Origin of the sequence: Paenibacillus sp. EKM301P, from assembly GCF_011800295.1 — a bacterium.
Taxonomy (GTDB): Bacteria; Bacillota; Bacilli; order Paenibacillales; family Paenibacillaceae; genus Paenibacillus; species Paenibacillus polymyxa.
The window spans coordinates 136,609-158,497 of record NZ_JAALFM010000003.1 but is presented as its reverse complement, the minus strand read 5'-3'; the positions used below and the strand labels follow the sequence as shown (position 1 = coordinate 158,497).

Here is a 21,889-nt window from a genome sequence, read left to right as displayed (position 1 = left end):
TTTACTAATTTTTTGTATGTTTGCTACCGATAAAAAAAGTAATGAATGATTACGTACCCCAAGGTGCGACAGAATCAAAGGAGGACAATGATTTGAAACGATTGCTATCCATGTTGCTGACGGTTGGTCTCATCATTGGCTTGGTGCCGGCGGCCCTGGTAGGTACGGCTCATGCTGCGACAGGAACTTATTTCATTTTTCCAAATGAAAAATATGATGCGGATTCGGCTAGAATGGTAAACACCGACCGTGTTACAGTTAACGGTACGATTAACGGAGTGAATGGAAGTACTATATCTTATAGTGTATTCCAACTCTCCAAAAATGGAACAAACCTTACAGTAGTTAATAAAAATGAGAGTCAAAAGGGCGGAATTACGGTCAATGGCTCTGCAATTCAAATTTCAGATATTAAACTGTTCCCTGGTTTGAACCGAATTACATTCCAAAGCAGTCAAAATTCGGCTGAAATGAAGGATTCCATTTACATTGAGTATCAGGATGGACCTAAGCTGTATGATCTGTCTGCTACGCTGAATGGCCAAACCCAGCAGTTGCTAGAGAATCAGACGGCGGTGCTGACAGATGCAAAAAATAGCGGCACAGATGACGTGAAGGTAGTCATTCAAGGTACAGCTCCTAATGCTGACAGTGTAACGCTCACTTCTACAAAAAGTAGTAACACGTATAATGTTTCCTCTTATACTAGCTATAAATTAACAGGTAGTGTTGTACTCACTCCGGGTAAAAATATAGTGTCGATTAAAGTGAATAACGGAACTCAGGCTCTTACAGTTACGCGTGAAATTACGATATATACCGGTAAACCTGAATTTTCTGATTTGACCTTGAATAAGGACGGCAATGTGTCTGCTGATCTGACGACTTCGCCTGACTTTACCGTATCGTCTACAAGCGGTGTGGTTTTGAAAGGTAATGTTCTGGTTCCTTCCGGAGCAACTGATCCAGTAGTGAGCAAAATTAATGCCAGATTTACGGATGTAAGCAATAACGGTAGCGCCATTGGGGATACCAATGGAATTGATGCTACGATTGATACAGCCAATGTTGTTACATCCAGTGGTTACAAAGTATATCCGTTCCAGGTAACTGTGCCTGATGGTATCGTAACTGACCACTTGATTCGTGCATCCCTGAGTGTAGGGTTTGCAGATGGGACGAGTTCGAATGCATCTGCGGTTCAATTTACATTGCGCAGTAGCACTCAGCCTTATATTGACGACGTGAACTTTCTCCCTGATTTTAATAATCAGCTGTTAAGTAGAATTAACGGTAGCGGGTCTGATCAAGCTGCTGCCATAGATGAAGCTATGAAATTAACAGGAAGTTCTATGAAGAACAAGACTACAGATGCTCCATCTGTACCTGTAGGTATGGAGTTTATCATTGTTAATGGTACACCTAGTTCAATTAGCGAGCTTTCTGGGATATCCGTTCATACTGTGGGTTCACCCCAAGATGTGATTCGGACAATCAATGGTAAGTCAACACAAGTGAAGAAAGTTGTTGCTTATGTAGATACTTTGCCTAAAGAAGGACAAAACGTCCTGAATTTCTACCTGAATGGTGACTCAAGCAAATTGATTAAGGCAACTGTAAACTTATTGCAGGGTCCATTCATGAAATACGATACGATTTATGATGGTCAACAAATTCCGTTGAATACATCGAGTGCAAACTTAAACACCTATAAACTGAATCAATTGGGTTATTTTAAAGGTAAATTGCTGGATGTAAGTAATGCAGCGGATATTCACTATACTGGCAGTAACCGAAACGTATTCTTGTATGTGAACAACGTATTAGTTGACCTTGAAGGCTCAGGAGCGAACTTTAAGCTGGCTGCTTCCTCCGAAACAGCGGCTGCAAACGCACTGGCAAACGGAAATAATGAAATCAAGTTTGTGTTCAAGCCAGGTATCGAGTATAGCAATACGGTAAAAGTAAACTTTACACAAACGAATATTCCAGTAATTCCTGCTCCAAACACACAAGGAATTATTCCTTTTACACCCGTTAGCGGCCTGAGCAATACGCCGAAGTATAGCGAAATTGCACCGAAAGCAAAAGATGCAAATTTCACTAAAGTAGATGACACTAACTACAAAACATCTCTGAAAAATATCAATATCTTTGGTACCTTCAGTATTGCTGATTTGGGTAAAGCGGATCAGGTAAGTGGTTCATTAAGTGATATTGCCAATAAAGATCAATACATTTTAGAGATTAAGGGATCAGACGACAGTGAGGTTAACTGGACGCTGAATAACGAGTTCTTCTCAGCAGAAGATGCCAAAACGGCATACAACTCTGGTGCTACTACGGATAAGTTTACAAGCAAAGATTTGAAAGACCTGCTCGTATACTACCATCCGGACAAAAAGTATTTCAGCTTTGTATTGAAAAACCAAACTATTTCGCAAGATGGAACGCCAGTAGCTTATAACATTACCTTGTACAATAGTGGCAAGAGCGGACCGTTTGCTACTTTCCGGCTGCAAGTATCTGGTCAATCCACTTCGTTTGATATCTTGCGTCCGCTTCCTGAAAAACGGATCGTGAATCAAAACTTTGTGCAAGTTGTTGTAAACGCAGGTAATGCAGATAGTGTTACAGTAGGTAAGGAAACAGCAGTTCAAGAAGGATTCGACTCTGATTATGATGGTACTGTGGATTACCCATCAACTTACAAAGCCATCGTAACAGGTCTAAAAGCCAACAAAGATAATAAAATTGATGTAGTGGTTACAGTTGGCAAGGAAAAATTAAAACAGACCATTACTGTTAAATATGTGCCTACTAATATTCCTGGCGAGCAGTACATGGAAGCGATGAAAACATCGCACAAAGTGTTTGATGGTAATCTTACACTTGCTTTCGCGAAAGGAACGAGCCTGATACGTCGGGATTACGATCAACCACAGCAATTCAAAAACCAGGTTTTCTCTGGTCATACTTTGTACTTTGCGATCGCGAATAGCGAAGATGGTGTGGTAGACCGTCATGAATTTGAAACTGAAAAAGCATTGTCCGACATGCAGAGTTTGATTGCTGATGGAAGTAGATACTTCAACAGAGATTTCCCAAGTCGCTTTACCAAGTCCAGTCCAGTATTCTGGATTGACCCAGGTACAGCAGATGATATCAAAACAGATGCTTACGATCCCGTAACGTATGGTGCCGATCCATATCAATTGGCAAACAAATCGCAAAATGACAGTAGCAAGATCAAAAACTTCTACTGGCGTGACCCATCTAACGAGCTAGTACCTTCCAAGCGTGCTACATTGACGCTAACGTATGATAGCAGTATTGCTCAGGATGCAGGGAAACAAATGACAGTGTTCTTTTTTGATCCTGATTTGAAGGATTGGCAGAACATTGGTGGTGTGGTGGATCCGAAGAAACATACCATTAAAGTACCGTTTGATCGTTTCGGCTACTATGTAGTTGCTAAGGTTGGAGAAACATATAGTGATGTCATTAAGCACAAGTACGCCAGAGATTACATCGAAGCGATCTTGGCTAAAGGTGTTATGAACCCAATGGATCCAATTAATAGCTTTGGACCTGACAGCTACATTAAGAGAGGCGAATTCACGTCGATGATTGTCAAAGGTTTGCAAATTCCACTTAATTTCAGTGGAGCGAAGCACTTCGACGACGTGTCTATTCCAAATACGATATCCGCAGATGCGCTCTACGATTATCGTTATATTGAAACAGCTGCGCGTGCCGGTATTGTCAAAGGTTCGCAACCAAGAATCTTTATGCCGGAAGATGTAATCACACGTCAAGATGCAGCAGTCATTATCGCCAAGGCATTGAATTTGAAGCTGGAAACAGATCATGACAAGATCATGAAAAATCTGTCCAAGACCTTTAAAGATGCGGACAAGATCGATTACTACGCGCAAGCATCTGTATTGGCTATCGCCAAGAAAGGCTTTATCACAGGGTCTCCTGTAGATGCAAGTGATCCGAAAAAAGGTTATATGTTTAACCCTACATCCTTGACCTTGCGTGGAGATGCAGCGATTATTGTGGCTAAAGTTATGGCTGATAAAAAACTGCTTCCTAAAATTTAATCATTCAAAAACCTGAAATTATCAAACATCCCTCCATGAGAAATGGAAATTCCCTTTCATATACATGAGAGGGATGTTTTTTATAAATCAGCTATTTGACTGGAATTACGGGCCTATGCCATAATATCAATGAGATGAAAACTTTGGATAAGCATTACTGCATTTTTTATTTTAGCTTTGCCTTAAATGGGTGTATTAATTGCTTTTTTTTAAGAATTTATCTCAAAATGTGTTTATTATTTTTGTATATGTTTTTTTTGCGCATTTATCTGAAACTTTACGCCTATTTCATCGTAGTAGAGGATGTGTGTGCTTAAATATTACATAGAGAAGTGAGTGGGGAGTGATGAGATGTCTCAGTTTTCAATACGCCGTCCTGTAACAGTATTTATGTTAATTCTTGTTTTGCTAATCGGGGGCGGTATTTTTGCGTTAAGGCTTCCTGTCGAGTATATGCCAGATATGAAGCTGCCTTACGCTGCAGTGGTGACCAGTATTCCAAATGCGACACCTACTGAGGTTGAGGAATTGGTTACTAAACCTATTGAAAAGAGTCTGGCTTCTATCGAGAACGTGGATACAATCACGTCCGAGTCTTCAGAAGGATCATCTATGGTCATGATTCAATTTAACTGGGGAGTAGATATGAACCAGGCCACCCTCGACATGAGGGATAAAGTTGATACGATTAGAGGTTCTCTTCCAGATGCGGCAAATTCGCCGCGTGTCCTTAAAGTGGATCTCAATGCAACGCCAGTTATTACCCTGGCTTTCACAGGAGACCAGGATATTAACAAGCTGAAGCCTATTGCTGAAGATATTATCGAGCCGCGGCTTGAAAGAATTGCGGGAGTAGCTGCAGCCAACATGTCAGGTGGACAAGAACGGCTTGTGAAGATTACCGTAGATCAGGCCAAGCTTCAAAGCTATGGCATTACGCTGGATCAAATTCGCCAAGCTCTGTCGGCTAATAATGTTGCTGGCTCTGCTGGTTCTGTATATCGTGGTAATACACAAATCCAACTTCGCGTTCAAGGTGAATATAAAGCTGTTTCAGAAATGGGCGAAACACCAATCCCTGTAGGCAAGGGAAGTGTAAAATTAAAGGATATCGCGACGGTTGAAGACTCCGTAGAAGAAGTCACTACTATCTCTACCTTTAATGGAAAGCCGAGTATCAATATATCTGTAACGAAAGCAACAGGAGGAAATACTCTTTCAATCGCCGATTCGGTGAAGGAAAGTTTAGAGGCAATACGGAAGGATCTGCCTCCGGGAACTCAACTGGAGATGGTAACTGATGCATCCAAACCCATTAGCGATTCCGTACACTCACTAATAGAGCATGCTATATTAGGGCTTATTATCGCAGCCATTGTGTTGCTGTTATTTTTGAATAGTGTACGTTCTACTATTATCGCTACGATTGTTATCCCAATTTCTTTCGTAGCAACGTTTATGATGATGTATTTCACCGGACAAACTATTAATATTATATCACTGAGCGGTTTGCTTCTGGGACTAGGATCCTTTGTCGACTTTGCCGTTGTTATTATTGAAAATATATTTAGGCAACGACATGAAGGGAAAAGTATGCTACAAGGAGCTATTGATGGTTCCAAGCAAGTGGGCAATGCCGTTATGGCATCTGCACTTGCACAGATTGTAGTATTTTTACCAGTTGTTTTTGTTGACGGAATTGCAGGAGTTATGTTTAAACCGTTGGCATTAACTGTTATCTTTTCTCATATAGCAGCCTTGCTGGTATCCCTTATGATTGTGCCAATGCTCGGCTCGCGTTGGATGCCTACCGTACCGGATGAGTCCATATATTCTTCAGGTACTTATAAAGGTATTAACCCTATTGTGTGGTTTAATATCGGATTTGAGAAATTTAAGGGTGGCTATCGACGTATACTGAAATGGGGAATTAATCATAGAAAATCTGTTCTAATCATTACGTTATTAATGTTTGTGGCAGCTGGGGCTCTGATTCCTATGGTTAAGGCTGAATTTATTCCAGAATCCGATACTGGGGAATTCTCAGTTACAGTGAAACTTCCTAACGGAACAATTCTGGAGGAAACTGAAAGTGTTGTTCAAGGTATAGAAAAAGAAATTCTGAAAGTACCTGATCTGGACAAAATGACAGTGACTGTTGGTTCTGGTGGTCTTTCTGGTTATTCAGGGGCTGCTCCATCCAATTCGGCACAACTAAGTGTAACGCTGAAGGATGGGCATCAGCCAACAGATACTGTAGTTGAGGGCCTTCGTAAGAAATTCGATAGTATTCCGGATGCAGAGATTACACTGGCGTCTGCAACGGGTCTTTCGAGTGGATCGGCTGTGAACATTAATCTGAAAGGTGACGATATGGACGTCCTGAGGGAACTCTCAGACAATCTCGTTGCTGACGTAAAGAATATACCGGGAACGGTCAATGTAAAAAGTTCTTTGAATGCGGTTCGCGAAGAATATGAGATTACCGTTAATCGAGAACTTGCTAGTCAGTATGGTTTATCTGCAACCCAAATTCTATCTGCTGTGAACACTTCCTTTAATGGATCTGTTGCAACAAGCTATCGCACAGGTGATGACCAAATTGATGTGAAAATATCTTTGCCAGAGCAGGATCGCCATGACTGGTCCTATTTGAATGCATTACGTATCACCACTTCACAAGGGATTGATGTACCTTTATCTTCGGTAGCAAGTATTGATAAACGTGCTGTACCGGATAGTGTCACCCGTGAAGATCAGACGCGTCAAGTACAGATTACAGCTGACATTGATGGATCAGGGGATATTTTAACTGTCAATCAAAAAATTGATGCTCTTTTGAAGAGCACCCACTTCCCAGAAGGCTATAGTGCAGATACAGGGGGCGGGCAAAATGAACAAATGATGGAGTCCTTTATAAACTTGGCCATAGCTATTCTGCTATCTGTAGTTCTGATTTATATGGTTATGGCAGGACAGTTTGAATCGTTGCTCACACCGTTTGTTATTATGTTTTCGATTCCGCCTACGTTAATTGGTGTACTTATCGGTCTAGTTGTAACGGGAGCAAGCCTCAGTGTTTCGGCTTTTACAGGTTATATCATGCTCGTCGGTTTGGTCGTCAACAATGCTATTGTTATGATTGATTTCATTATTCAGCTTCGAAAAGAAGGCGAAGATCGAGATGAAGCTATTATTCATGGAGCATCTGAGCGGTTGCGTCCGATTTTGATGACAACACTCGCTACCGTACTTGCTTTGATTCCTATGGCATTTGCTACAGGTGATGGTAATGAGACACAAGCCCCAATGGCAGTTGTTGTTGTGTTCGGGTTGTCTTTCGCAGCATTGATTACACTGATTCTTATTCCGGTTGTTTACGTAATACTGGATAATATTATCCAGAAACGCAAAGATCGTAAACTGAAAAGACAAGCAAAGAGACAACTGAAAAAAGAAGCGAAACTACAAAAAAGTGTTCATATATAAGGTGAGGTGGAGAAACATAATGAATAAAAAAAGTGCTCTGGTTGTCACAACTTTGCTTTTATCAGTTGCATTAGCAGGCTGCGGTGGGGGGGAGGCCCCTGCTGCGCCAGCTTCAGTGCAGAAGGCAATCCCAGTCCAAGTGGCAAAAGTGACGAAAGGTAGTATTAAGGATTCAACAGGTATTATTGGAAGCTTTGCTCCCAAAGAGACGGCTCAAGTATCTCCAAAAATTAGTGGTAAGATTCAAAGTATTAACCTTACAGTGGGGCAAAAGGTAAGCAAAGGCGACACATTGTTTACTATAGATCAAAAGGATATACGGGACTCGATTAAGCAATCCCAGGAATCATATCAGGTTGCCTTGGCCAATTTAAAACAGGCTGAGTCAGGCGCAGAGCAATCTGTGCAACAGTCAGAGTCCAGTGTGGATCAAGCCAAAAGTGCGCTTGTACAGCAAGACAATTCCATTACTCAAGCTCAGACCAGCTTGGTTGATGCTCAAAATTCCGTACGTGATGCACAAAATACGCTTAATCGCAACCAACAGTTGTTTAGTGCGGGCGCTCTATCTCAATCCGAGTTAGAGCAGTCCCAAATAACGTATCGAAAGGCTCAAACTGCAGTGGAGAATGCACAGATCGCGCTGCACAATGCTCAAACATCCAAGGAAAGTGCGCAAACAACATATAATAATGCTCAGAAGTCATTACGTCTTGCTCAACAGAAAACGGGCATAGACGTAGCGCGTGCTTCTGTTAATCAAGCCAAAGCGAATTTAGACACAGCGCGTAGTCAACTGGTGGATGCTGTAGTCAAAGCCCCGATTTCCGGCACTATATCGGTAGTAACAGGAGTCCAAGGGCAAATGGTTAGTGCGCAATCTGCAGTTGTTACAATTGCGAATACCAATCCTATTATTGCTAAGGTCAACGTTTCTGAATCGGAGCTTCTGAAGATGCAGGTGGGTTCATCTGTAACTGTAGGTGTGGACTCGTTGGGTAAGCGCATTGAAGCTAGAGTATCGGCCGTCAATCCGGTAATGGATAATGATCTCAAGGCATATCCCGTCGAGATTTCGGTTCCAAATGGTTCTGGTGAATTAAAATCAGGGATGGTTGTAACTGTATATATGAAGTCAGAAGCTCCTAAAAACATTTTAGTATCGCAGGACGCCATTACAGAACAGGCAGGGAAGAAGTATGCATTTGTAGTGGAAGGAACTGCTGCAAAGCGGGTTGAAGTGCAAACAGGCCAAGAAAGTGCCAAACAGGTTGAGATAACCAAGGGGCTTACCGAGGGACAAAATGTCGTCGTTAAGGGCGTAAGTTTGCTTTCAGATGGCGCGAAGATTAATGTAGTAAAATAATTTGTTTTTTTATATTTACATTATATTCCTATCCTCCGTCATTTCTACTATTTAAAGTGTATTAGAGTATTAGATTTCTAAGGAATCATATTCTTTATGTACTTTATGTATTCTATGGATTATTCGTTAAGAATATACTCCATTAGAGACCTGATTAATGTACAGAAAATACCCTTGTACATTTAAGGTTGAGAAGGTAAAAGTTGTAGGATGACGGAGGAACAGGTTCAATAGTATAATTATGACTGTGGGAAGCGGAATACATAATCAAAAAAAATAATTTTTTTTTTTGAAACAGACGCAACTTTTTGGACCCATGCTACGTCTAATTGGGTGAGTATGAAACAAAGGGGTACAAAAGCGTAAAGACAAAATTCGCTAAAAAAAATCTTTACTGCATTGTTATCACATTGTATAATACTGGAGTACGTCATAAATGGACGCTTTCTTTCAACTAGATTCCAAGCTTCTGTGATATTGTCACAGATATCATTTTATAAGGGTTCTCATAAAGCTCGGAAAGGAGGTGTAACGACTGATGAGTGACAAGATCCGACAAAAAGACAAAAATAATATTTCTGTTTATATTCAAGGAGGAGAAAAAAAGGTTATGACAAAGTTTAACAAAAAAATGATCAACGTGCTGGCAACAGCAACATTGGTTGCTGGTGTTGCAGCTCCAATCGCAGCTTTGACTGCACCAACTGCAATTCATGCAGCTTCTAGCTTTACAACCCTGAATAATCCTAATATTGGTTCTGGTGCACAACCTAATGCTGAATTGGGTAGAGCAAAAATTAACATTAGCCAAGCTTCCATCAGACCTGGTGCATCGTTCACAGTAACATTGCCAAAAGGTTTTGAATTTTCTGGTGCTGGGAACGGTGTTAGTCGCGTAAAGACTGCTACTGACGCTACTTATGGTTTGGGCGTATATCTTGATCCAAAAGATAACGACGACGCTGAAAACCTTGAATCTACTGGTTATAAAGATGCAGATGCAGTTGTAGTTACTAAGTTGACTAACAAATCTGCAAAAGTTGAGTTGAATTTCAGTAACTCTGCTGATGCTGCTGATCTTTATCTGAACTTTGGTAAAGTTAATGTAACTGGACCAAGCAATGGACCAATCAAAGTTGCTATTGATGCTGCTTCCGCAAGCGGTTTGACTAGTGGTGAAGTAGTGATCGGTAACGTGGTTTCTTCTGGTCAAATTTCTTTGTCCGCTGCTGACACTGTTTCCAGTGAAGAAAACTTCACTGCAACTTTGAAAGTTAAAGAAGAGACAGCTGGCTCTTTGGGTAACAACAACATTAAGTTGAAATTGCCTAGCGGTTTCAAATGGGATTCTGCTCCTAAATCCGCTGCTACTATTCTGTTTGGATCTGATATCAAACCAGAAAACGTAAAATACTCTGCAGATGGCGACACATTGACTTTGTCTTTGGATAAAGTAAGTGGTCAACAAACATCTTTCCAATTGCCTGTTGGTTTCTACGTAGATGACGAAACTAACGTTAAAGAAGGCGACGTAACAGTTAGCATTTCTGGTAATGCAACAACTGACGTTAGCTCCTTGGTAGTAGGTAGCTATGGTCAAATCGGTGGTGGCGTATCCGTAGCTACTCCAACAACTATTCTTGCTGGTCATGACGAGCAAAAAATTGGCGATATCGTAATCAAAGAAACTGTTGCTAAATCTTTTGTTAATGGACGTACTGTAACATTGCGTCTGCCTGAAGGTGCTCGTTGGCAGGAAACTTTCAAGAGTAACAACCCAGGAAGCAGCTTTGCTGGTTCTATGGAAAACACTAACGGATTGGGTGGAGCAGATGTTTCCTACACTGACTCTGACAAACGTACTTTGAAACTGACTTTCAAAAACGTTAACAGCACAACTGACGCTGGTACTTTGAAACTGAAAAACGTTGAAGTTGCTACGCAACCAGGTTTCTCTGGCGATCTGAACGTTGAAGTTGCTGGTAGCCAAGGTCTGAGCGGTAATGTTAAGGTTGCAACTGTGAAACAAGCAGTTACTCTGGCTGCTGCTTCCAAACCAACCCTGACAATCGGTCTGGGCGATCAACAAGTTGGCGATATCACAATCACTGAAGCTGCTAAAGAAGCTTTCGTTAAGAAAGACGGTAGCCGTGAAGTAATCTTGGAATTGCCAACAGGCGTACGTTTTGCTTCTACTCCAGAAGTAAAAGTTACAGCTGGTGACGTTAAAGTGAAGAGCGTATCTACTGATACTTACGGCGAAAGTAACAAAGGCCGTCTGAGCTTCTACATCGACAGCGAATCTGCTACTCCAAGTACAATCACAATCTCTGCTCCTAAGCTGACTGTTGACCGTACTGTAGCTCAAGGCGACATCGTTGCTAAGCTGAAAGGTAGCGCAGTTTCTTACACTGCATACAAAGGCGCAACTGACAACACTCAAAACTGGAAAGACAACAACACTGCAGCTGCTGAAGTAGCAATCGCAACTGTTGGAACTCCAGCTCCAGGTGCTACTAAAACTAAAGCTGTCTTCACACTGGGAAGCACTTCCTACACTGTGAACGGCGAAACTAAAACAGCTGATGTAGCTGCTTATGCTGAAAACGGACGCACTTACTTGCCAGTACGTTATGCAGCTGAAGCTTTGGGTGTATCCCCACAAAACATCCTGTTTGACAAAGCAACTTCCACAGTTACCCTGATTAAAGGTGACCGCGTTGCTCAAATCAAACTGAACACTAACCTGTTGACTGTTAACGGTTCTGTGATTCGTATGGACGTTAAAGCTGTAACTAACAAAAACCGTACTGTACTGCCTATCTTCTGGGTGAGCAGAGCGCTGGATGCATCCATCAACTATGATGCAACTGCTAAAACAGTAACTGTTGAAAACAACAACTAATTTAAGAGAGACTCTTTTGAGTTAACTGAATTAGATGAGAAGAGGGTTCCTTTTGGAGCCCTTTTCTTTTATTAGTCTTATTGACAAAGGAGAGAAATTATGAAACGTTTTGGAGCGGCATTACTATCCACACTGGTTCTTACTTCTGCGTTTGCCAATCTTGCAGGAGCTCAGTCAGGTGATATAAAGGTTATTATTAACGGTGTAACTCAGCAATATACACAATCTCCAGTAGTTAGTCAAAATACAACCTTGGTGCCTCTTCGTGGTGTTTTTGAAAGCTTGGGAGCGCAAGTGGAGTGGGACAGCAAAGCCAAAAAAGTAACAGCATCTAAAAATGACGATACATTAACTTTAAATATTGGTTCTAAACTTGCTTATAAAAACAGCAATCCGGTACAGCTTGATGCAGCAACTCAAATTCAAAAGGGGCAAGTACTCGTTCCTTTACGTTTTGTGAGCCAATCATTAGGCGCCAAAGTAAATTGGGATCAGAGGACACGAACAGTTACTATTTCCAATCAAGCTAATGGTAGCACTACTGACGCAAATAGCTTGTCTAGTAAGCCACTCGCAGCTCCTGTGACCAAAGTTACTTATGATACCTACTATAATGACTCCTTGACCTATGTTGATGCAGTTAAACTGGCTATAGCCGATAGTACCTCAGTTAAAACAGCAGAAACGACTATTGACCAAACAGGTAAAATTATGAAAGAAGCTGGCAAGAATATTGACTTTGTTCCAGCTGAAGCAGGTGATGAAGGTCAAGATAAAGCTTTTAAAGGCTATGCTCAAACGAATCTAAATTATGAGGCTGCTAAGAAAAACTTAGATATGACCAAAGAGGGTATTGAATATAATGTGAAAGATCTTTATAACAAGCTCCTTCAAAAGCAAAATGCTGTTAAGCTGGCTGCATTGAATATTGAAGATGCTGAGCGCAAGCTTAAAGTTGCACAAATCAAGAGAGATAATCAAATGTCGAGTGATTATGAGGTTACTCAAGCAACTAATCAGGTGACCCAAAATCAAGCTGCTTTGGAAAAGGCAAAAAAAGATCTGGATAGTGCTTATGTGTCGTTGAACCAAGTGATTGGCTACAAGCCAGAACAACGTTACGAACTCAAGGATAAGCCTGTCTATTCTGAATTTAAAGATAATGTAGAGACAAAAGTAAGCCAAGTACTCACTAGTAGTACTGCTATTTGGTTGAGTGAGCAAAAAGTGGACTTGGCCGAACTGAGCTTGAAACTTTATAATTTCAATACTGCAGGAAATACCCCTTATGAAGCTGAACAACTTAATGTTGAAAAAGCTCAGTATGCTACAGAAGGTACAAAGAGACAGTTGGAAGAAGCTGTGAGAACAATTTATAACAATATCAAGGCATTGGAAAGCCAATACTCACAGATCCAAGCTGGTTTGGTGAGTGCAAGAAGCGCGGCCGACATGGCTAAAAAGCAATTTGATGTTGGATTGGCTACAGAGCTTCAGGTTTACGAGGCTAATTTGAAAGTGACTACTGCTGAACAACAAGCGGAAGATATTGTTTCAAGTATTGATACTTTGAAGCTGGCTTTCAATAAGCCATGGGCTATGCAAGGTTCCGCTGGAGCAAGTGCGCAATAATTTAAGCTTACCTATACTTGTTATAACTGCAGTAGGAGGTTTTCATGAAATCACGCTATAAAGTATCGTTGGCTGCTGTTTTACTTGGAGGAGGAATTGTGGCTGGCTCTTTGATGAACAATTCAGTTAATGGAGCCTCCAGTTCTGGACAACCTGGAACAGCTGATGATCCAGTCGTAACCAAAAGCTATGTTGACCAAAAAATTGCTCAGGCCATCAAAGGTGGGGGAACTGCAAGCAGCACTAGTAGTAAAACATCTAACTCGACTGCTCCAGCAACAAACACCACTGCTTCTAATACAACGTCTTCAGGAACCTCTAATGCAGCTAAAAGTTCAACGGTGGAGCAGACGACAGAGGCTTTGAAGGTTGTTGATGTAAAGCCTGGTCAGAAACTGATTGCCAAAGCTGGGGCAGAATTTATTTTACGTAATGGAAATGCTGTTGTGTACAGCATGGATGCCAGTGGTGCTATTGATATTACTTCTGGAACTGAAATTGTTCATAACCAGGCTGTCGAAAAAAATCATTTATTATCGTTTCCTAGAGAAGGAAGAGGTATTCAAGTAAAAGAAGGGCAGAAGTTTGGCCTAGTCGTTATGGTACGAGGCGGTTATACTGTTCAATAACTGGTGTCTATCTCTGTTTAAGGTACTCTTTTTCTTAAATACTGCTTGGGATAGCAAATTGTTCTTGGCTAAGTTGACTTTAAACACTGCACACTAACTTCATGAAAAATAATTCATTGAGTGGAGGGTGCAAACGATGGCGTCAAGAAGTCAAAGACGATTAATTCCCGAAAGCCGTGCCAGGTTAGATGATTTGAAGTATGAAATTGCTGCCGAGTTTGGGTTACCTATTTATAATCCTCAATATGCACATATACATCCGAATGCTGATAGTGAATTTGCTGCAGAATTGGGGGAGTTTACAAGGAATCAAAATGTAGAGTGGCGCGATTTAACTTCAAGACAAAATGGTTCCGTTGGTGGAGAAATTACTAAACGATTGATACAATCCGCTGAACGTAGCCTGTCTGAATTTGGTACATTATAAATTGTAATTATTGATATAGATTTTAAACAAATAGTAGGTATAAACTGGAGCTATTTACATGTGGATCATAATGGTTCGCATGTAAACTCACTTCATTTTCGAATTTTGTTATTTGGATGACATGAATTGACACCTTGTTTTAAATAGGATATCATGGCATTTGAGGCTTGTACGCAACCTTTTCCTACCGGAAAAGGTTCATTTTTTGTTAATCAGGTGTAAAAGATATCTTCCGTCATTTGTTGAGTTGAAGGTAACTGAATAATGCCATGCCATGTTAGGATTTATTAAAAATCCTCATGTATTTTAATTGTGGGAGGTTGAAATTCATGTCTGTAAAAGGTCGTCATTTGTTCACGTCCGAGTCTGTAACAGAAGGCCATCCGGATAAAATTTGTGATCAGATATCCGATGCTGTATTGGACGCCTTTTTGGCTAATGACCCTAATGCACGGGTAGCATGTGAAGTATCGGTAGCTACCGGTCTCGTTCTCGTCATTGGTGAAATCAGCTCCAAATCGGAATACGTGGATATTCCATCCATTGTTCGTAATACGATTAAGGAAATTGGTTATACACGTGCAAAATACGGTTTTGACTATAATACTTGCGCTGTATTGACTTCTTTGAATGAACAGTCGCCAGACATTGCTCAAGGGGTTAACGCCGCCCTGGAAAGCCGTGATCCTGCTGAAGTAGATAAGGAAACAGAAAACATTGGGGCTGGTGACCAAGGATTAATGTTCGGTTTTGCTACGAACGAAACACCTGAGCTAATGCCTCTTCCTATCGCTATGTCTCACCGTATTGCACGACGCTTGTCTGAAGTGCGTAAGGATGGAACGCTGAATTACCTTCGTCCAGATGGTAAAACTCAAGTAACGGTAGAATATGAAAATGGAAAACCTGTTCGTATTGATGCTATTGTGGTTTCTACGCAGCATGCAGAAGATACAACTTTGGAACAGATTCAAGCAGACATCAAGGAAAAGGTTATTTTGCCAGTTGTTCCTGCCGAATTGCTGGATGAGCAAACCAAGTACTACATTAATCCAACAGGGCGTTTCGTTATCGGTGGTCCTCAAGGGGATGCAGGTCTGACAGGCCGTAAAATTATTGTGGATACGTACGGTGGTTATGCACGTCATGGCGGGGGAGCATTTTCGGGTAAAGATCCAACCAAAGTGGACCGTTCTGCTGCTTATGCTGCTCGTTATGTAGCGAAAAACCTCGTGGCAGCTGGATTGGCTGACAAGGTGGAAATTCAGCTTGCTTATGCCATCGGTGTAGCTACGCCTGTTTCGATTAACGTCGATACATACGGCACAGGGAAAGTTAGTGATGAAAAACTCGTTGAACTGATCCGAAATAACTTCGATCTTCGCCCAGCAGGCATCATTCGCATGTTGGATCTGCGTCGTCCAATTTACAAGCAAACAGCTGCTTACGGCCACTTTGGACGTACAGATCTGGATGTACCGTGGGAGAGTGTAGATAAAGCGGAAATTCTGAGAGAGCAAGCGGGGTTATAATTCTCGTAAGTTATCAGAATAACGCATTAACCTAAAAAGACTGTTCATGCTATGCATGAGACAGTCTTTTTTTGATATGCTCTGCTATTAATTATGAACTTGCCATAGTGTACTTAATTTCACACCACTATTCGGATATCGGTGCGAGACCCAATAAATTTCTGAGTAAATGACACACCTTTTGTACTTCCTTATATTGCTCCAAATACGCAAAAAGAGCTTTTAAGAGACCTTTTTGAGGGTTCGATTTCAGAGCCTCTTCCTTTAATTGAGCGTAAATTTGCTGACACTCCTGTTTCTCCTCTGTGCTCCACGAAGAAAGCAGTATACTGTCTTCCAGGGAGTGGAGCAGGCCGTTAATTTGACGACCTTGGTCAAAGGGATTACTTAGTGCGCTCTCGGGTAACCAGCCTTTTTTGCTCCAGAACAAATGTGGAGCGGAATCAGCACTGCTCAGGCTGGTTGCCAAGGAACTGGATAAGAAGATGATAAACTGTGTTAGATGCTCAATCGTTTCATCATTCATCCGATCGGCAAAGAAGCGAATATATTCGAACACAATGCTTTTCAGTACAAAGGTTATATCCCATGCATGATCTTCAATGCCTGGTCCAAAAATATCAATTAGGCAGTCGTGAACCCATTTGTACAATTTGTATTCGTGCTGTTCAAACGCACCATTGAGTTGTTCATTCTGAAAAATAAGCATGGAAGGCTCAGGAAGATCCATCATGAGATACACTTTGTTTTCAACGAGATTTTTCAAATAAAGTACAATAAAACCGTGCAGTTTATCGTGCTTAGAAAGATCAGGTTTACTGTAGAGAGCCCGGATGTCTTGTTCAATGTTATTCTCCAGAATGATGCACATTTCCAAAGGCAGTTCTTCTTTCCCTTGAAAGTATTTATAGAAGGATGCCTTTGCCATTCCACTTTCTTTGGCGATTTCCTCAACAGATGTTGAATAATAGCCTTTTCTGGAGAACAGCCGAATGGCCGCCTGTAAAATATCATTTTTTTTACTTTCCATACATACTTCCCTCCAGGAACCAACTCGACAGCATGCGGATTTACCACTTCATACATTACAAAGGTTGGTCACGTGTAATAACTGTGTGCTGCTGTTTTTTGAGTTGTCGGTGCATCTTGTACTTGGCCATGATCATATACAAGGACGGCACCACAAACAAAGTTAACAAGGTCGAAAATAACAAACCGAAAATAACGGTGAACGCTAGTGGCTTAAAGAGCAGGCTTCCCAATAGTGCTAAGGGAATCATACCTACAATGGCAGCCAGGGAAGTCAATAAAATCGGTCTGAAACGAGCAGCGGCCGCTTGTATTACGGCTTCCTTTAATTCCATTCCTTCATGTCTTGCATCCTCGATAAATTCAATTAAGACAATCCCATTCCTCACAACAATGCCCGCAAGTGCGATAATTCCCATGATGCTCATAAAACCGATGGGCATACCAGTCAGAAAAATACCAATTATCCCGCCGGCTGCTGCTAGGTACACGGTTGTCATAATAATAATAGGAATGGAGAGTGAATAAAACTGCATCGTGATCAAGAGTAGAATGAGTAAGACTACAACGATCGCCAGCTTCCCTAAATCCGCGAATATGGTAGACTGATCGGATGTTTCACCGCCTACCTCCCATTTATAGCCTTCAGGGAACTTCATTTGTGCCAGTTTGCCTTCCACATCTACCATGGCTTCGCTTGCAGTTCGTCCGTTCAAGTCGGCTTCGACTGTAATCGTCCGCTCCATATTGTAATGCTTGATTTGCTGAATAGCAAATGACGGCTTAATCTGTACTAGCTGGTTTAATGGAATTTGCTTTCCGGCTGCATTCACTACACTTAGTTGTTGGAAAAGCTTACTTGGCTCCTCGTTACTGTGATTCAAATACATTTTGATATCTACCAGACTGCTTCCAGTATCGAATTGACTGACTTGAGCTCCTTCTTTTAACAGAAGAAGGGTACGAGTCAAATCTGTGTAGCTTACTAGATACTGATCCATGGCTTGTTTGTTGACCTCAAGCTCGAGGGCATATCGTTCAATTCCTATGTCATCTACGATGCCCGTTGTGCCCTCTACTGTCGCGATCTGCTCCTTTGCTTTTTGGGCAAGGGTTTGCAGTTCATTTAAATCCTGACCTGAGATACGAATAGAAACGGGTTTACCTACTGGAATCCCAAGACGGGGAACATACATAGTAACCGTGACGCCAGGGTAGGATTTCTTAACATGTTGTTCCCAGGCATCAACTGTCGAATTGAGATCGAAAACGTTCTCTTTTCCGACGACAGCAATCTGACCTACGGTTTCGTTATAAGTAATATTTCCACCCATGCTATTAATGTCACTAAACAGTTGGGGAGCAGTCCCTCCTGCGCTGTAAACGACCTTGGAAGTTTCAGGTTGCTTCTTGATCCAGCCTGCAAGATCTTTAACGACCTGGTCGGTTTCCGCAATGGAAGTGCCTACAGGCATTTTTACATTTAGTGCAACATGAGGGTCTTCCGATTCAGGGAAAAGCTCAACGGATGTAAAGGGAACTAATCCATAAGCAGCTGTTCCAAGCATGAGTCCAACCATAGCCGTCAGCAAGGGACGCTGAATGACTTTAGGCATCAGCTTTTGTGAATAAAGCTTGTTTAAAGAGTGAATCTGCTGACCGAGCAAGCCTACTGGTTTTGATTTCCCCTGAGGATGACGAGTCTGTCTGCGCTTTTCATACCATTCTCGAAAAATAGGGATGATCGTGAGGGACATGATCATAGAGGCTAACATGGTCAGAGAAACAATGGCGGGAATGGGTCTAATAAAGGCACCTACATTTCCGGGAAGAAACAACAGTGGAGCGAAAGCTGAGATGGTGGCCAATGTTGCAACCAAAATAGACAGCATGACCTCTTTGGTACCTTTTATAGCTGCAACGGAGGGTGATTCTCCTAATTCCGTAAGTCTGCGCTCAATATTATCGTTTACCACTACAGCATCATCCACGAGTATGCCGAGTACAATGATCAGACCGACAACGGAAATCTGATTTAAAGTAATGCCGAACATAGGTAGAAAGATAATGGCAATCGAAACCGAAATAGGGATTGCCAGCGCGACAAAAGCAGAGGTGAGCAAATTCAAGCCCAACATACAAACGAGAATAACAGCCGCAATTGCCAGAATCGTTTCACGCTTTAAGTCGTCAAAGATATGGTTTACCTGATCCTTTTGTGCAAAGAGAGTCTGTAAGTGAACACCTACGGGGAGTGTTTTCTCCAGCTCCTTGAGCTTGGTATTGACCTTTTCGCTCATAGAGGGGATGTCTGTGCCTGTTTCCGCTCCAATACTTAGCGTAATGGCCGGTTTACCCTCTACATAAGCGAAATATTCTGCCTCAGGATGTGCCAGCTCAGTTGTTCCAATATCTCTTAAATAAACAGGATTACCTTCCTTTGTACGTGTCAAAATGACCTGATTTAATTCGTCAGCTTTTTCGGTCTCACGAACAATGAGTTGATAGGTACGTCCGTTGTATTCAATATTACCGGTAGGAACTCGATCGATCTGAGATTGGATCGCTTGTGCCACTTGTCCCCACGACAACTGATATTGCTGGAGCTTCTGATTGTCGATATGGACACGTACTTCTTGGTCAGGAAGACCATTGAATTTGACACTGGATACGCCGGAAATCGTATTAAGTTGATCTTTCCAGTTGGTGGTCAAATCATTTAGTTTATACAGTGGTGCAGATGAGTCGGCGGTCAGAGCATAAGAGCCGATAAACGAGCTGGTCAGCTTGTCATTTACAACAGGCACCTCAGCACCTTGAGGAAGATCGGCTTGTGCATCTTGCACCTTTTTACGCATATTATCCCAAACTGTCTGAGGATCCACTCCATTTTTGGATTCGATTAGAATAGAGGAGAATCCGTTGCCAGAAGTCGAATTAATCGTTTTAACACCTTCAACCTCCTTGATGCGTTTCTCTAGCTCTTTAGTTACGGTTTGTTCTACCTTTTGTGGCGAAGCACCGGGGTAAACGGTTGTGACCATAGCATTCTGTATGGTCACGTCTGGCATTTCCTGCTGTGGTAACTGGAAAAAACCGAAAGCTCCAACTACAATCAGCATGACAAAAAACAGCAATGTTATTTTTCGCTTTTTTACGATGTACTCAATCATGGACGTCCGCCTTCCTCCGACTGAATCGCATTTCCATCAAACAGGGATTCTGCCCCTTTAATGACAATACGTTCTCCTTCACGAAGCCCGGATACAATTTGCAATTGATTATCTACAACCTGATTGCCAAGCTCCACAGGGGTTCTAACCGCTTTTCCTTGAATATCTTTGAAAATAAAAGGCTTGCTTCCCGTATTGATGACTGCTTCAGCAGGCACAAGAATACCATTCTTGTCTGTCACCTGATGCGCAGCTTTAATGACCTGGCCGGGTAACCAGTCTCGCTGTGGATTGGCAATGATAATCTCTACGTTAACCCGCCCCGTATCGGTGCTGGTTGAAGGATAGATGTTGGACACCATACCATGACGAGTCTCATCATAGAGTGCCACCTTCACCTGTTGTCCCTTTTTCCAATCCTTAATTTCACTGTCTGGTACGGGAAGGAGTACTTTAAGACGGTCGGTGGAGCCTATGCGATAGACGGCTTGGCCCGACGCGACCAAATCACCTGTATTCACGATTTTGTCTAAGATTACGCCGTTCACGGGAGAAGTTAAACGGGTGCGTGACAATGCCAGCTCCGCCTGGTCCTTGGCGACAAGGGCCTTTTCGTAGTTGGCACGTGCTTGTTTCTGGGAAGCCTCTGCTTGTTCGCTGGCTGCAAGAGCTTTAGTTTTACCTGCAATCGCATCCTGAAAGGAAGCTTGGACAGATTGATGCTCTTCGGCTGTGGCCCCTTCCAGCAAAAGAGATAAGGAAGCTTTTGCTTGCTCCAGATTTTGAAGAGCAGCAGTTGCATTCAGGCGGGCGTTCTCGTTATCCGACGCGGTAGCTGCACCTGCCTCAAACAGCTTTTGTGTCCGCTCGCTATCCGTCCTGGCCTTGTTATAGGCGCTTTGTGCCTTATCGACAGTGATTTGTGCTTGCTGTTTTTCCTGAGCGCGCGCACCCTTGTTGGCCCTGCTGACATTTGCACGAGCACTCGTAATACCTGCATCGGCGGATTGAATGGCAGAGGCAGCTGCCTGTAGGTTAGCCTGTGCGTTATCTATACCGGCTAAAGCTTCTTGGATAGAGGCCGTTGCCTGTGCAACCTGTAGCCTGTAGTCAGCATCATCTAGACGGGCAATGATTGCCCCTTTTTGGACTAGAGTGCCAGTAGTGACCTCTGCGCCGGCGACGATCCCTCCATTTTGAAAGGCCAGTGTACGTTCTTCATAAGCCTGAAGGGTGCCTGACAAGTCATAGGCGGTATGGAGTGGTGTATTTTTGACGATTGTAGTGCGCACAACGGTCGGCTGTGCGGATGAACCTGAAGCAGCATCTTTTTTTTCGGTAGAACATCCGGCAATTGCGAGGCTCATTGATAAGGTGAGCATGATGATGGCCCGTTGTTTATTCATGATTATCCTTCCTTCCGATAGGGTCATAAAATCGAGTTTAAACTAATTGGTTTAAAATGAACTCATTAGTTCATGTGTATTATAGTGCGCCTATATTGCATTCGTCAATTCACTGTTTTGGATTTTATGAATTAGTTGGCGGAATTTCGGAACTTTTGCCTTTATAATAAGTCTATTAACATAAGAGGATTT

Annotated in this window: 11 protein-coding genes; 8 read left to right on the top strand and 3 right to left on the bottom strand. The window is 42.1% G+C overall.

Going from position 1 to position 21,889, the window contains the following annotated elements:
- Positions 1-92 precede the first annotated feature (92 nt).
- From HFD99_RS08865 to metK, 8 genes are all read left to right on the top strand, one after another.
- Positions 93-4,109 carry an S-layer homology domain-containing protein gene (locus tag HFD99_RS08865; protein ID WP_044786146.1) on the top strand — a complete coding sequence of 1,339 codons (4,017 nt, stop codon included), beginning with the start codon at positions 93-95 and terminating at the stop codon, positions 4,107-4,109.
- A 351-nt stretch (positions 4,110-4,460) separates the two neighbouring features.
- Complete coding sequence (locus tag HFD99_RS08860) at positions 4,461-7,598, top strand: efflux RND transporter permease subunit (protein WP_123797728.1); 3,138 nt, start codon at positions 4,461-4,463, stop codon at positions 7,596-7,598.
- Positions 7,599-7,617: 19 nt separating this feature from the next.
- The gene (locus tag HFD99_RS08855; protein ID WP_123797727.1) at positions 7,618-8,964 is read left to right on the top strand and encodes an efflux RND transporter periplasmic adaptor subunit; all 1,347 of its coding nucleotides are present in this window, start codon (positions 7,618-7,620) and stop codon (positions 8,962-8,964) included.
- 538 nt (positions 8,965-9,502) lie between these two features.
- Positions 9,503-11,869 (top strand): copper amine oxidase N-terminal domain-containing protein, encoded by a 2,367-nt coding sequence (locus tag HFD99_RS08850; protein ID WP_123797726.1) that lies wholly within the window; start codon positions 9,503-9,505, stop codon positions 11,867-11,869.
- 99 nt (positions 11,870-11,968) lie between these two features.
- Complete coding sequence (locus tag HFD99_RS08845) at positions 11,969-13,501, top strand: stalk domain-containing protein (RefSeq protein ID WP_090888733.1); 1,533 nt, start codon at positions 11,969-11,971, stop codon at positions 13,499-13,501.
- 44 nt (positions 13,502-13,545) lie between these two features.
- Positions 13,546-14,130, top strand: coding sequence for a hypothetical protein (locus tag HFD99_RS08840; RefSeq protein WP_045244648.1), 585 nt, complete (start codon positions 13,546-13,548; stop codon positions 14,128-14,130).
- A 136-nt stretch (positions 14,131-14,266) separates the two neighbouring features.
- Positions 14,267-14,557 carry an alpha/beta-type small acid-soluble spore protein gene (locus HFD99_RS08835; RefSeq protein WP_025366000.1) on the top strand — a complete coding sequence of 97 codons (291 nt, stop codon included), beginning with the start codon at positions 14,267-14,269 and terminating at the stop codon, positions 14,555-14,557.
- Positions 14,558-14,886: 329 nt separating this feature from the next.
- A complete protein-coding gene (gene metK, locus HFD99_RS08830) occupies positions 14,887-16,089 on the top strand; it encodes a methionine adenosyltransferase (protein ID WP_013373407.1) in 1,203 nt (400 codons plus the stop codon).
- A gap of 127 nt (positions 16,090-16,216) precedes the next feature.
- Here metK and HFD99_RS08825 read toward each other — a convergent pair whose 3' ends face one another.
- The 3 genes from HFD99_RS08825 to HFD99_RS08815 are packed head-to-tail and all read right to left on the bottom strand — an operon-like array spanning position 16,217 to position 21,697.
- On the bottom strand, positions 16,217-17,119 hold the full coding sequence (locus HFD99_RS08825) for a TetR/AcrR family transcriptional regulator (protein ID WP_016822908.1): 903 nt from the start codon (positions 17,117-17,119) through the stop codon (positions 16,217-16,219).
- Positions 17,120-17,174: 55 nt separating this feature from the next.
- Positions 17,175-20,291 (bottom strand): efflux RND transporter permease subunit, encoded by a 3,117-nt coding sequence (locus HFD99_RS08820; protein ID WP_025365999.1) that lies wholly within the window; start codon positions 20,289-20,291, stop codon positions 17,175-17,177.
- Positions 20,288-21,697, bottom strand: coding sequence for an efflux RND transporter periplasmic adaptor subunit (locus HFD99_RS08815; RefSeq protein ID WP_045244647.1), 1,410 nt, complete (start codon positions 21,695-21,697; stop codon positions 20,288-20,290). Before HFD99_RS08815 ends, HFD99_RS08820 begins: the two co-directional genes overlap by 4 nt.
- Positions 21,698-21,889: the final 192 nt, after the last annotated feature.

Bases quoted from the DNA above. Each gene is read 5' to 3' on its own strand.
- HFD99_RS08860 (WP_123797728.1), top strand. From the start codon at position 4,461: ATGTCTCAGTTTTCAATACGCCGTCCTGTAACAGTATTTATGTTAATT.
- HFD99_RS08855 (WP_123797727.1), top strand. From the start codon at position 7,618: ATGAATAAAAAAAGTGCTCTGGTTGTCACAACTTTGCTTTTATCAGTT.
- HFD99_RS08850 (WP_123797726.1), top strand. From the start codon at position 9,503: ATGAGTGACAAGATCCGACAAAAAGACAAAAATAATATTTCTGTTTAT.
- HFD99_RS08845 (WP_090888733.1), top strand. From the start codon at position 11,969: ATGAAACGTTTTGGAGCGGCATTACTATCCACACTGGTTCTTACTTCT.
- HFD99_RS08840 (WP_045244648.1), top strand. From the start codon at position 13,546: ATGAAATCACGCTATAAAGTATCGTTGGCTGCTGTTTTACTTGGAGGA.
- HFD99_RS08835 (WP_025366000.1), top strand. From the start codon at position 14,267: ATGGCGTCAAGAAGTCAAAGACGATTAATTCCCGAAAGCCGTGCCAGG.
- metK (WP_013373407.1), top strand. From the start codon at position 14,887: ATGTCTGTAAAAGGTCGTCATTTGTTCACGTCCGAGTCTGTAACAGAA.
- HFD99_RS08825 (WP_016822908.1), bottom strand. From the start codon at position 17,119: ATGGAAAGTAAAAAAAATGATATTTTACAGGCGGCCATTCGGCTGTTC.
- HFD99_RS08820 (WP_025365999.1), bottom strand. From the start codon at position 20,291: ATGATTGAGTACATCGTAAAAAAGCGAAAAATAACATTGCTGTTTTTT.
- HFD99_RS08815 (WP_045244647.1), bottom strand. From the start codon at position 21,697: ATGAATAAACAACGGGCCATCATCATGCTCACCTTATCAATGAGCCTC.